Source organism: Legionella erythra (genome assembly GCF_001467615.1).
Taxonomy (GTDB): Bacteria; Pseudomonadota; Gammaproteobacteria; order Legionellales; family Legionellaceae; genus Legionella_C; species Legionella_C erythra.
The window spans coordinates 201,365-214,139 of record NZ_LNYA01000023.1 but is presented as its reverse complement, the minus strand read 5'-3'; the positions used below and the strand labels follow the sequence as shown (position 1 = coordinate 214,139).

Sequence of the window (12,775 nt, the reverse complement as noted above, 5' to 3'; positions counted from 1 at the left end):
GTAGCCCTAAACGATGCGCCTGAATAATCCTGTAAAAAATGATCGCCAGGAAATCCGAATCCATCGTATTCGTTTGAATATACTCATTGTTTTTGTTGTCCTCCTGTCTGCCGTGTTGTTGATACGCCTGGCTTATCTGCAAATTGCCGAATTCAAGCGCTATGAAACCCTGTCTTTAAAGAATCAGATGAGCATCATCCCGATTGCGCCGCCGCGCGGGATAATTCTTGATAAAAATGGGGTTGTCCTTGCCGAAAATATTCCCGTGTATGTTCTTGAAATCACCCCGGAACGGGTAAGTGACATGACCAATACTATCACCCGGTTAAGAACCTTACTTCCCTCCATTAGCGACGATGATGTCGAAAATTTCAAACGCATCCGCAGCCAGAACCGCTCGTTTGTCCCCATCCCCATTAAATTGAAATTAACCCAGGAGGAAGTAGCAACATTTGCTATTCATCAATACCAATTCACCGGGGTCAGCATCAAGGCGCGTTTAATGCGTTATTATCCCCTGGGAGAAGTGACGGCTCATCTGCTTGGGTATGTTGCTCGTATCAATGTGCAGGAACTGAAGCAGGTAGACAGCACCAATTACCGCGCGACTAACTTTATCGGTAAATCCGGTATTGAGAAATACTACGAAAACATCCTGCACGGGCAGGTGGGTTATCAACAGGTTGAAACGGATGTCAGCGGCCGAACGGTTCGTATATTAAACAAACAAAACCCGGTTTCCGGTGAAAAGCTCTACCTGACGGTGGATATCCGCCTGCAACAGGTAGCCTATGAGGCGATGAAAGATAAACGGGGCGCCGTGGTGGTCATGACTGCACGCGGCGGAGAAATCCTGACCATGGTGAGTTCTCCAAGTTATGATCCCAATGTCTTTGTAAACGGCATTAAATCTGCCGATTACCAGAAACTCTCGGATACTCACGACCGACCGCTCTATAACCGCGCGGTACGGGGCTTATACCCACCCGCCTCCACCGTCAAACCCTATGTCGGACTGGCCGGGCTTGAAAAAGGTGTCATCGATACCGGTTTCAGCGTGTATGATCCTGGCTGGTTCCGTCTACCCGGAGTAAGCCATGCCTACCGGGACTGGAAAAAAGGCGGCCATGGGGTCATTAACCTGAAACGCGCCATTACAGTCTCCTGCGACACCTATTTTTATCAACTGGGTCATAAGCTGGGTATCGCTGAAATTGAAAAAATGCTAAGCCAATTTGGTTTTGGCCAGATGACTAAAGTCGATCTGCATGAAGAGGCACCGGGCATTCTGCCGAGCGCACCCTGGAAAAGGCGAACGAAAGGCATTTCCTGGTATCCCGGCGACACCTTGATTACCGCCATCGGCCAGGGGTTTATGCTGGCCTCGCCGCTGCAGTTAGCGAATGCTGTGGCCACCATGAGTCAGCATGGCAAACGGTACAGGCCCCATTTACTGTTAAAATCTGTGCAAAGCGATAAAGGCGACGTACACCCTTATCAAATCATTGAAGAAAAAGCGGTGCAGCTTAATGAAGAAGCCAATTGGGACATTATCGTTGATGCCATGCACGCAGTCACTACCAGCAATGAGGGGACGGGATATCGGTTTGGCCGTAATCCCCCCTACTCGGTTGCAGCAAAAACAGGAACCGCGCAGGTTTTCGGTGGACGTCAGTATGAAAAACGCCGCAATCAGGTCATTCCTGAGCATTTACGCGATCATTCCCTGTTCATAGCCTTTGCGCCCGTTGAAAATCCCGAAGTCGCCATTGCAGTCATGGTTGAAAATGACGTATTGGCCTCTAATGTGGCGCGTAAAGTTCTGGATGCCTATTTTGAGATGAAGAAGAGCGAATCCCCATCATGAATCAACGACAAGCCCGTCCCGTCTATCGTTTTACCAGTAAAGCCATTCATGTCGATTTGCCCTTGCTGGGTTTGCTGCTGGGAGTGATTGCTTTTGGCATGCTGATTCTTTACAGCGCCTCCAATCAAAACCTGGGCATGGTGTTAAGGCAGCTGATGCGTCTTTCGTTTGCCATCGGCATTATGATGGTTTTCGCCATGGTCCCGCCCCACAAATATAAAATATGGACACCCTGGATATACAGTGTCGGTCTGGCCCTGTTGCTGGCGGTGATGGTGATTGGCAAAATCGGGAAAGGGGCGCAGCGATGGCTGGACTTGGGCGTTTTTCGGTTTCAGCCTTCAGAAATCATGAAACTGGCCGTGCCCATGATGGCCGCCTGGTTTTTCGATCGCAAGCCTATTCCCATCGACACGAAAAATCTGTTGATTGCTGCCGTGATTATTTTTGTCCCGGCACTGTTAATTGCCAAACAGCCGGATCTGGGAACCGCTATTATGGTGGTCTTTGCGGGTTTAAGCGTTATTTTTATGGCTGGCATCAGTTTTCGCATCCTCCTGGTGCTCCTGGTCTTAGCCGGGTTATCAGCCCCTCTGCTGTGGCATGTCATGCACGATTATCAACGCCAGCGTATCTATACATTGTTGAATCCCGAACAGGATCCGCTTGGATCCGGTTATCACATTATCCAATCCAAAATCGCTATTGGTTCCGGTGGAGCCTTCGGCAAGGGATGGCTGGCAGGAAGTCAGTCGCATCTCAATTTTTTACCCGAACATGCCACCGACTTTATTTTTGCCGTTAGTGGTGAAGAGTTTGGCTTTGTCGGCAGCATGCTGTTGATCCTGTTGTTTATTCTGGTGTCGTTGCGCGGCCTGTATATTGCCAGGCAGGCACAAACCAGCTTTACCCGCCTCTTGGCAGCCAGCCTGGCCATGACATTCTTTTTATCGGCCTTCGTGAATATCGGCATGGTCACCGGCATACTGCCTGTGGTGGGCATTCCATTGCCTTTGGTGAGCTATGGCGGCACCGCGATGGTGACATTTTTAGCCAGTTTCGGCATTTTGATGTCAATCAGTTCGCATCGCATCCTGTTTACCGCTTTATCCTGACGCCTGTTCAGCCAGGCCACGTTCAGGGACGTTGCCTAATAATTCCATCACCGGCGCGAAGGATTTGCGGTGAATGGGCGATGGTCCCAATTCAAGCAATAGCCGGCGATGCATGTCTGTGGAATAACCTTTGTGGACAGCAAAGCCATACCCCGGGTAGAGGTTATCCAGTTGCTCCATTTCCTCATCGCGGGATACTTTTGCCAGAATGGACGCTGCACTGATTTCCGCAATCAGTAAATCCCCCTGAACAATCGCTTCACAGGGAATGTCTATTTTGGGTTTGTGTAAACCGTCCACCAATACCCTGGCTGGTTTAATGGTTAAAGCCTCCACCGCGCGTTTCATAGCCAGTAATGTGGCCCAATGGATATTTAATTCATCAATTTCACTGACTTCAGCCCTCCCGTAGGCAAAGCAAATAGCTTCTTCTTTTATTTGTTCTGCTAATATTTTTCTTTTTTTAGGGGTCAATTTTTTCGAATCAGTCAATCCGTCAAGCGGCCGCTTCAGGATCACCGCCGCGGTGACCACAGGGCCCGCCAATGGCCCTCGCCCTACTTCATCGACCCCCGCAGTATAATTTTCCATTTATATATCCCTGGGTAGCAAGACTGGCAATAATAACCATTTAAAATTGATTTATCACCCAGGAAATGCGATCATGCGCACAAATTTTCCTATGTTATAGACCATGAGTGTTTTAAGATGTGCCGTCATTGGGGTTGGCTACCTGGGTCGATTCCATGCTCAAAAATACAAGATGCTGCCTGACGTGACCTTGGTGGCTGTCTGTGATGCGAATAAAACCGCTTGTGATGCGGTTGCCCAGGAGTTGGGCGTCCCCGCCTATTACAATTTTAACGATCTCCTTGGCCAGGTGGATGCCGTCAGTATCGCGGCCACCACCACGCAACATTACGAGATCGCCAGGCAATGCCTGAGCCAGGGCATCCATGTGCTGATCGAAAAACCAATCACCGAAACGATTGAACAGGCGGATGAACTCATCGCATTGGCTGAACAGCACCGGGTCAAGCTTCAGGTTGGTCATCTTGAGCGCTTCAACTCCGCACACGTGGCGCTGCAAAAGTACCTGGTTAAACCGCTATTTATTGAGTCGCAACGTCTGGCACCGTTTAACCCGCGCGGAACCGATGTGAATGTGATCCTCGATTTAATGATCCATGATATCGATTTGATCCAATCCATCATTAGAAGCCCCATTATCCACATCGATGCCCATGGCGCACCGGTCCTTTCTTCGACCATCGATATTGCCAATGCCAGAATCACGTTTGCCAATCATTGTGTCGCCAATGTTACGGCAAGCCGTATTAGCTTTAAAACCGAACGAAAAACACGGATTTTTCAGCCCGAATGTTACATTTCCATTAATTACCACGCCAAACAATTTGCTGTGTTTCGCAAAGGTCAGGAAGAAATGTTCCCCGGTATTCCCAATGTAGTCAGTGAAGAATCAACCTTTGAACAGAGCGATGCTTTGCTTGCGGAGATAAAATCCTTTATCACCGCCATCAGGGAGGACAGCACGCCGCTGGTTACCGGACTGGACGGCCGCAATGCGCTGGCTACAGCGACCCAGATTACCTCCTTAATCCTCTCCCGTCTTGCAACCCAAGATGAATAATTCACAGCCTAAAAAGGTTGTTATTATTGCCGGTGAGGAGTCAGGGGATGCCCATGCCGCTAAACTGGTATCCAAGCTTCTGGCCTCAAATCCCGCACTTGAATTAAGCGGTATAGGCGGCCGCCACATGCGACAGGCCGGTGTGAATGTGATTAGCGATTTGGCCAGTTTCGGCGTCACGGGTATTACGGAAGTCGTGCGTCATTTCCTGGTTATCAAAAAGGCATGGACATTAATTAAACATCACCTCAAAACGGTTCAACCGGATTTGCTTATCCTCATTGATTACCCTGGGTTTAACTTGCGTCTGGCCCGCTTTGCCAAGCGGGTCTTGGGCTTGCGCATCGTCTATTACATCAGCCCGCAAATCTGGGCCTGGAAGGCCAATCGCATCCACACCATTCGCAAATGCGTCGATCATATGGCTGTCATATTACCCTTTGAGAAAAATTTGTATCACCAGGCGCATGTCCCCGTCTCTTTTGTTGGTCATCCGCTAGTCAACAATATACCTGTCTACGATAACCTGACCTCGATCAGAATGGCATTGAATCTACCGCTTAATAAGCGTTTGATTGCTTTGCTTCCAGGCAGTCGCCGTAATGAGGTTGACCGGCATATGCCGGTGCTTTTAAAAGCGGCTGAACAGCTTGACCGACAGCGTCAGGATATTCATTTTGTCATTCCAATCGCAGCCACCATTGATGCAGCGTTGATCCGCTCCTATTTTAGCCACAGTAAAGTACCCATTTCCTTTATTGAAGGCCAGGCGATTGATGTCGCTGCCTGCAGTGATTGTGTGGTTGTTGCTTCGGGTACAGCCTCTCTGGAATGCGCGTTATTGGCTAAACCCATGTGCATTATCTACAGAGCGTCCCTGTTAACCTACATCGCCGCCACCAAATTAATTAAGGTAAAATACCTGGGGCTTTGTAATTTGTTAAAAAATCAAATGATTGTACCGGAATTGCTGCAATATGATTGCAACCCCACTGAGCTTGCGTATCTCATCAACGAATTATTACATGATAAGCAAATGGCCAAGACCATGGTGCAGCGTCTTCAGGGACTAAGGCAGGAATTATCCAGTGAACAAGCGGACTTGAGCATTGATGAACTGATAAAGAATGAGTTATCCCGGTAATCCTTTTTTCATCCTCCAGACAGCTTTTTCCAAACGGAGTGATTTTGACCAAAAAATCACCTTTTTTTTGGCATATATCGAATAAAAAAGCATAAAATCGTCATTTTTTGGTCATTTGCCTCCCCTTTTTCGCTAAAAAAAGGCTATTATATATTTAAGATTATTCTGCTCGATACTACTCAAGAGCATTCACTGAATTGGCGTTGCTTAAACTCATGGAGGAGTTGCACGATGTCAAATTACTTGAAGGAGCCGCTTGATTTTAAAGTCTTATTTGAATCCACTCCTGACTTGTATCTGGTTCTGAACAGTGCGCTCAATATCATCGCCGTAAGCGATGCCTATCTGAAAGCCACATTGGTCACTCGGGAACAGATCCTTGGCCGCTATATTTTTGATGTATTCCCGGATAATCCCAACGAACCCAGTGCGACCGGCGTCAATAACCTGCGTGCATCATTGCAGCGGGTTTTGCAAAACAAAATCTCAGACACCATGGCCGTGCAAAAATACGACATACGAACACCTGAATCGCAGGGCACAGCATTTGAAGAACGGTACTGGAGTCCAATGAATGTGCCTGTACTCAATAAAGAGAATGAGTTGCTCTATATCATTCATCGTGTCAAGGATGTTACTGAGTTCGTCCATCTCCAACAGGCGGGAACCGAGCAAAATAAATTAACCGAGGAATTGCGTAGCCGTACAGAACGCATGCAGATGGAAATTTTTTTAAGGGCTCAGGAAATTCAGGAAGCCAACAAGCAGTTGCGTGCCGCCATCAAGGAACTCGAACAAAAGAAAACTCAACAGGAAGTATTATACCGGCAACTTAAAGAATTAAATCAATTAAAAACTCAGTTCTTCGCCAACATGAGTCATGAGTTGCGTACCCCCCTGTCGCTGATATTGGGGCCCCTGGAAAAAATGAAAAAGGATCCTTCCTTACCCTTATCCATGCACAAGCCCGTGGAAATCATCAACAACAATGCCCATATCCTGTTAAAACATGTCAATGATTTGCTCAATATCGCCAAACTTGATGCCGGGAAAATGGTGCTTAATTATCAGGAAGTCAATCTGGCCAAATTAGTTCGAGTCATTGCTGAGAATTTTAACAGCCTGGCCGAAGACAAGGGGATCCATTTTAATGTCCAAAGCCCGCCTATTTTAATTGCGGAAATCGATGCGGAAAAAATGCAGCATATCCTGCTTAATCTCTTATCCAATGCGTTTAAATTCGTGCCAGCCAATGGTTTGATTGTTTGCACGGTGTCCCATGATGATCACAAAGCAACTATCAGCGTACGGGATAACGGCCCAGGTATTCCTGAAGAATTGTATCAGGTTATTTTTGAGCGCTTCAGCCAGGTAGAAGGCGGGGAAACACGAAAACACGGAGGTACCGGTCTCGGCCTTGCCATTGTTAAAGACTTTGTTGAACTCCAGAAGGGACAGGTTTTTGTTAAAGAATCCAAGGGAGGCGGTGCAGAGTTTATTGTGGAACTGCCTTTGACCGCCCCGGCGGGAGCAGCCGTGAAGCGGGCGTCATTAGACAGCTACGACCCCTCTTTGGATGAGATGAGTAAATCCACGGTATTGTCATTGAAACCAGTGGCTAAAGCCAGCGAAATGGCCGAAGTACAAATTAATATTAATGAAAAACCAACGGTACTGGTCGTTGAAGATAATATTGACATGAACCGCTTTATTGCGGAGGTATTATCCACTGATTTTCATGTGATTTCCGCCACCGATGGACTTGAGGGATTTAATAAAGCCGTAGCTCACAAGCCGGATTTAATTTTATCAGACGCCATGATGCCGCGCATGAGCGGTGAAGAATTAATAGAAAACCTGCACCAGAGAGCAGAGCTGGCTGATACCCCCGTCATTCTGCTCACGGCCAAAAATGATGAAGAATTTCGCTTGAAACTGCTGCGTAGCGGCGTGCAGGATTACATTACCAAACCTTTTGCTGCCGAGGAGTTAAAAGCAAGGATTAATAATTTAATCAACCTGCGTATGGCTAAAAACAAACTGGAGCAAAAAAACATCGAGCTTGAGCAAATCGCTTATTATGATCCATTAACTGGCCTTGCCAACCGTCAGCATCTATTGTCCAGCATGAAAGAATGGCTCAGCAATACCGCCGGGCAGAGTAAACTCGCCGTTTTGTTCCTTGATTTGGATCGTTTCAAATTAATCAATGATGCATTGGGCCATAAAATTGGCGATATGCTGTTGCAAATTATTGCCAAACGCATTAGCAATGTGATTCAGGCCGGAGACATTGCCACACGCCTCGGCGGTGATGAATTTATTATCATGTTAAAGCGGGTGACAGACAACGTGGGGGCCACCAAGGTTGCCAAACGTATTTTGAGAAGGCTCAATGAGCCGGTGACGATTGAAGGGCACAAACTGTTTGTGACCGGGAGTATCGGCATCAGTATCTGGCCGGATGACGGCACCGATGAGCAGGCTTTAATCAAACATGCCGACATCGCCATGTATTGTGCCAAGAAGGCAGGACGCAACAACTATCAATTTTTTAATTACGATATGGTTCATCGCCTGCAGGACAAACTGGATATTGAGAATTTATTACGTGAAGCCCTGGAACAGGATAAATTGATGATGCATTACCAACCGCAATATGATTTGCGTACTGGACGCATGGTCAGTATCGAAGCGTTATTGCGCTTACCGACCCGTGACGGCGGCATACTTTACCCGAATCAATTTCTGCCTGTCGCCGAAGAAACCGGACTTATCAAACCCGTGGGTGAGAGAGCCTTTGAACTCGCCTGCATGGAATATAAACAGTTCCTGCACAACATTAAAAAACACAATCACCCCATCAAGCTGGCTGTTAATTTTTCATCTCAGCAATTGGAAGAATACGATTTTATCCAAACAGTGCAAAGTATTATTCAGAAAACCCGGGTAACAGCCAAACAGCTTGAGTTTGAAATTACTGAAAATTCATTAATCCGCAGCATGGAAAACAGTGAACGGATTATCCTGCAGCTTAAGGAAATGGGGGTATCGATTACTCTGGATGATTTTGGCGTCGGTTTTTCATCATTGAATTATTTGCGGCAATTACCGCTTGATACCTTAAAGCTCGACCCGACTCTCATTAAAAATGTCCCTGCAGATAAGGTGGACTCTGATATTGTCAGCTCTATCATTCACCTCTCTCATGCTATTGGCCTCTCGGTCGTAGCTGAGTGTGTTGAAGCCGAGCATCAAATCCAGTTTTTAAACCAGCATCAATGCGACAAAGTCCAGGGGTATTATTTTTCAAAACCAGTGGCTATCGGGGCAGTCATTAACCTCTTGGAACAAAAAACCCCCTGGACGGTCAATCAAACAGGGGGTTAAACCGCGCTCCATCTTTGAAATAAAAACGTCAGTAAAGAGCTTATTGGCAATTTTGTTTGTAAACAGCCACCAGGCTATGGGGGTTAAATACCGATAAATCGGTATCCGCACTCCACATAATAGCTCCCTTCAATTGTTTTTGTTTGATGAATTCACACAAGGCCTTCACTGTTTGAGGGGATTGATAACCGACAAATTGCTTTGCCTTGTCATTATAAAGATAGGCACCAGCCACGACAGTATTGCCTGCTTCGTCTTCTGCATCGACTGAATACGTTTGATAACCGAAATCCTTCATAATTTTGTCAACGCTGTTATAAGGCACCATGCCGTCCTGATTGGAATAGGCCGCCGGAAAATGGCTTGCACCAGTCCAGCGTTGTTCAAATCCAGGTCGGCTGGCATCCTCACCCGCTTCAACACCGGCATATCCTCGACCATAGGCTGCAATACCCACTTGCAGCTTGTTTTTCGGCATGCCATAAGACAGAACCTGGTTGGTGATTTCATCCGTGCCGTAATTAATCGCAAACTCATCTTTATGCAGGCTTTGGGGCTGTATTAAATAAGCATGGATTGAGGTATACGGATCACTGTCGTGCCCCCAGGGGCCATGCAAATCATAGGTCATTAAATTTACACTATCAACATAAGGCGCTATGGCTTTGAACCACCCGCCATCCACCGATTGATCAATGGCGGTTAAATAGTCTTTATTGACGGTGATGGTGACGGAGATATAAGCGTCAGGACCCAATTTGTTACGGCTGGCCTTTACCAGGTTGAACAGGTTTTTGTAATCACTTAAGGTACGTGAGTCAGGCGGAAGCTGAGCACCAGTCTGAAGATCAATAGGCGGTTCAAAATCATAATCAACCCCTTTTAAGTTTTTAAAATGCGTCATCCAGGAATTTAATTGATTTAAAAATTTATCCTGATTAGCAAAAATAGCCTCATATGTGGCGGTACTGACGGCTTTATTTTCCGGTGTATTGGCACCACCGATAGCAAGGATGCGCTTGGCCGTAAATTTGGTGGAATGAATAAACGCACCAAAACTGTTCAACTGCCCTACCCCTTTTTGATCCGTGTAATTAAAGAGTTCTTTGGCTCCTGTATTGCCATTGGTCTGAACAGCGGAGCAAGCCCCTTCGTTGGCTTTACAAAACGTCAGGAAGTCCTTGGTTTCCGGAGGAAGATTACTTATCCACGAGCCTTCAAGCGGCAACTCAGCCCACAGATCGTCGAAATGCATCAACCCATTCCAGCGTTGAGGTATAGCGTATTTGGCCTGCTCCGGATCGTTGGCATTCCAAACCTGCATAAAACTCCAGACAACGACATCGGCCTTGTTGAATTGAGCCACCATATCGGGGTTACTGACGTATTTCAACTGGCCATAAGGCTGATTGTTTTTGTAGGCCCCATCGTATTCATAAGGATTTTGCCCATACATGGACCAACTGGTGGTATACAAGGTTAAATTCGCGTGTGCATAAAGAGGAAGTGCACTGATTGCCGTGACGAATAACTTTTTAAACGCATTCATAATAGCCCCTTGGTTTATAACTGCATAAATTTTATTCCCAAAGAGCGTGTTTTGAGCACTGTCATTTCTAACAGGGGTATTAAAGCGGTAGTAATTGCAGCGTGATGGCCTTGGACAAAGCCTGGTATTTGTTCTTGACACCTAATTTCTTATTCAGTTTCTGAATATGGAAGTTAATCGTTCTCTCGGTTAATTCCAAAGCCTGAGCCATTTCCCGCACGGAGTATTGGCGGGCTATTAATAGCAGGCATTGTATTTCCCGTTGGGTCAATTTAAAGCTTTTTTGTTCGCTGACCTGCTCAAGCAGATGAGCCTGCAGGTAATGATAATAAAGCTGGGCAGCCACCATGAATTCATATTGGCGACTCATTTGTTCAAGGCCGCATTGCTGCCCTTGCATCTGCACCAGTAAAAGAATGGCAAAATTATTATGGGCGCCGTGGATAGGAATGGACAAACCGCATTCTGCCCCAAACGCAATGGAATCAAGTCGCATTTGCCGCTCGGAGTCGGACGTGGCCTGCCGCAATTGCTGCTGTAAGTTCCAATACACCGGCAATTGATTGTTATAGGTATAGCGCAAGGTATTGTCAATGTTGTTGTAATTTTCTGCGAGGTAATGATCATGCCAGGATTTAAAGTTGGCGGAGCACGTGTCGTATTTTAACTGATTGACCGCGACAGGGTTGTAGGCGTAATAAGTAAAGGAAAACGTGGTGATCCCTTTCTTTGCTAAAAAATGCCTTAAGGCGTCATCGCATGCCGAAACAGTGCCGGCATTGATTAAGGCCTGCTCAAATTGTTCTATTGACTCATCCACAGTCACTGCCTTGCATACCCCCGTACGTTTAGTTTAAATCGTTTACAACAAATCACCAAACCAGGGGTTAACTCAACGCCTGACAACAGCATTCCAAGCGCAGAATTCTGATTTATTTCTCTATAACTTATTGAATAATTGACAATAATTTTGCTAAAATGCTCTCGCTAAATAACCAAGGGAGTCGTTATGGGCAAGAAGTCATTTACTGCAATGCTGATTGCAGGCGGTTTGGTCATTTGTAATCCATTATTTTCTGCAACTTTTTTCCACAAATTTATTCCAGCACCCGTTCAAAAATCCTTAAAATCCGTTCAACAGGTCAGAGACAACGAAGGCGACAAACACTTCGCTGACTTTGCTGGAACCTGGGTGGGTCAGTGCGAGAACGGCGATGACAAGGATACACTGGTTATCGCCAATGATGATTTTGGCCTGACCATCGATGGGTTGCATTTCTCAACCGAAACATTAGAGACACATGCTCTTTCCGAGCAGACAGCTACTGTTTTTATGCACACCGTCATGGAATGGCAACAGAATTATTCAGCGCTGTTGTTGAAAGTAGTGTATGTTTTGCGCTCACCCGCATTTGATTTCAATATGATGGGCTACGAAGAAGGCACCCTGGCGGTTAAAGACAATCAACTGTCAATGACACTCACTTCGCAATCTCCGGAAGGCAAGGAAGTCGTTTCTTGTGTCTATACCAAGCAATAATTTCTGAATTGTGATCAGAAACTGTCTTATTATCCTCGGGTGTCTAATCCCTTCTTTGTTTAGACACCCACGATCCCTGTGAATGAATTAGCCGATCTATCCTGCCCATAACTCATCATGAACCGTGTATACACCGAGAACGCCTAACTCGTCATTGCTGCTGCTATCCAGGGCACTGCCAACCTGCCATTGCGTCTCATCAGTCACCACATAGCCTGTGATAACCTGAGAAATAACTGCATCGGTATTCGTTATCAGCGCTGCCGTGGCAACCGTTGCATCGGACGCGGTATCCAATACACTGATCGTTGCTGTGCTGCCTGTCGTGAGTGTAGTGGTCGCGGTAGCAACACTTCCGGTACTTAAGCCGCTGTCGACAGTGGCGGTACCATCACTTCCGGTGCTCACCGTAGTACCCGCGGTAGTGCTCACGTCAGTCCCCGCAGTAGCGATACCATCGCTGCCAGTACTCACACCGCTGCCGGCCGTGGCTGAACCATCGCTGCCAGTACTCACGCC

10 protein-coding genes are annotated in these 12,775 nt (G+C 46.7%); 6 read left to right on the top strand and 4 right to left on the bottom strand.

Going from position 1 to position 12,775, the window contains the following annotated elements; all coding sequences use genetic code 11:
• The first annotated feature begins 13 nt into the window (after window positions 1-13).
• Window positions 14-1,867, top strand: a complete 1,854-nt coding sequence (mrdA, locus tag Lery_RS05865; protein ID WP_058526323.1) for a penicillin-binding protein 2 — start codon at window positions 14-16, stop codon at window positions 1,865-1,867.
• Window positions 1,864-2,982: a rod shape-determining protein RodA gene (gene rodA / locus Lery_RS05860; protein ID WP_058526322.1), complete on the top strand. Its 1,119-nt coding sequence runs from the start codon at window positions 1,864-1,866 to the stop codon at window positions 2,980-2,982. Before mrdA ends, rodA begins: the two co-directional genes overlap by 4 nt.
• On the opposite strand, the gene rnhB is transcribed toward rodA, so the two are convergent.
• Entirely contained in the window at window positions 2,974-3,573 is a 600-nt protein-coding gene (gene rnhB / locus Lery_RS05855) for a ribonuclease HII (protein WP_058526321.1), read from the bottom strand. The genes rodA and rnhB overlap by 9 nt on opposite strands.
• Before the next feature lie 103 nt (window positions 3,574-3,676).
• On the opposite strand from rnhB, the gene Lery_RS05850 reads away from it, so the two are divergent.
• The 3 genes from Lery_RS05850 (at window position 3,677) to Lery_RS05840 (ending at window position 9,167) form a co-directional block, all read left to right on the top strand.
• Window positions 3,677-4,633: a Gfo/Idh/MocA family protein gene (locus Lery_RS05850; protein WP_058526320.1), complete on the top strand. Its 957-nt coding sequence runs from the start codon at window positions 3,677-3,679 to the stop codon at window positions 4,631-4,633.
• Window positions 4,626-5,777, top strand: a complete 1,152-nt coding sequence (gene lpxB, locus Lery_RS05845; RefSeq protein ID WP_058526319.1) for a lipid-A-disaccharide synthase — start codon at window positions 4,626-4,628, stop codon at window positions 5,775-5,777. The genes Lery_RS05850 and lpxB overlap by 8 nt, the downstream gene beginning before the upstream one ends.
• Before the next feature lie 231 nt (window positions 5,778-6,008).
• A complete protein-coding gene (locus tag Lery_RS05840; protein ID WP_058526318.1) occupies window positions 6,009-9,167 on the top strand; it encodes an EAL domain-containing protein in 3,159 nt (1,052 codons plus the stop codon).
• A 40-nt stretch (window positions 9,168-9,207) separates the two neighbouring features.
• On the opposite strand, the gene Lery_RS05835 is transcribed toward Lery_RS05840, so the two are convergent.
• Together Lery_RS05835 and Lery_RS05830 are read right to left on the bottom strand one after the other, a co-directional pair.
• Window positions 9,208-10,716: a glycosyl hydrolase family 18 protein gene (locus Lery_RS05835; RefSeq protein WP_058526317.1), complete on the bottom strand. Its 1,509-nt coding sequence runs from the start codon at window positions 10,714-10,716 to the stop codon at window positions 9,208-9,210.
• 79 nt (window positions 10,717-10,795) lie between these two features.
• The gene (locus Lery_RS05830) at window positions 10,796-11,536 is read right to left on the bottom strand and encodes a helix-turn-helix transcriptional regulator (RefSeq protein ID WP_058526316.1); all 741 of its coding nucleotides are present in this window, start codon (window positions 11,534-11,536) and stop codon (window positions 10,796-10,798) included.
• Between the two features lie 189 nt (window positions 11,537-11,725).
• Here Lery_RS05830 and Lery_RS05825 point away from each other — a divergent pair, with 189 nt between their 5' ends.
• The gene (locus Lery_RS05825; RefSeq protein WP_058526315.1) at window positions 11,726-12,256 is read left to right on the top strand and encodes a hypothetical protein; all 531 of its coding nucleotides are present in this window, start codon (window positions 11,726-11,728) and stop codon (window positions 12,254-12,256) included.
• A 96-nt stretch (window positions 12,257-12,352) separates the two neighbouring features.
• Here Lery_RS05825 and Lery_RS05820 read toward each other — a convergent pair.
• Window positions 12,353-12,775, bottom strand: a 423-nt coding sequence (locus tag Lery_RS05820) for a hypothetical protein (protein WP_202814029.1), incomplete at its 5' end; no start/stop codon positions are given.

Bases quoted from the DNA above. Each gene is read 5' to 3' on its own strand.
- Lery_RS05825 (WP_058526315.1), top strand. From the start codon at position 11,726: ATGGGCAAGAAGTCATTTACTGCAATGCTGATTGCAGGCGGTTTGGTC.
- lpxB (WP_058526319.1), top strand. From the start codon at position 4,626: ATGAATAATTCACAGCCTAAAAAGGTTGTTATTATTGCCGGTGAGGAG.
- rnhB (WP_058526321.1), bottom strand. From the start codon at position 3,573: ATGGAAAATTATACTGCGGGGGTCGATGAAGTAGGGCGAGGGCCATTG.
- mrdA (WP_058526323.1), top strand. From the start codon at position 14: ATGCGCCTGAATAATCCTGTAAAAAATGATCGCCAGGAAATCCGAATC.
- rodA (WP_058526322.1), top strand. From the start codon at position 1,864: ATGAATCAACGACAAGCCCGTCCCGTCTATCGTTTTACCAGTAAAGCC.
- Lery_RS05850 (WP_058526320.1), top strand. From the start codon at position 3,677: ATGAGTGTTTTAAGATGTGCCGTCATTGGGGTTGGCTACCTGGGTCGA.
- Lery_RS05840 (WP_058526318.1), top strand. From the start codon at position 6,009: ATGTCAAATTACTTGAAGGAGCCGCTTGATTTTAAAGTCTTATTTGAA.
- Lery_RS05835 (WP_058526317.1), bottom strand. From the start codon at position 10,716: ATGAATGCGTTTAAAAAGTTATTCGTCACGGCAATCAGTGCACTTCCT.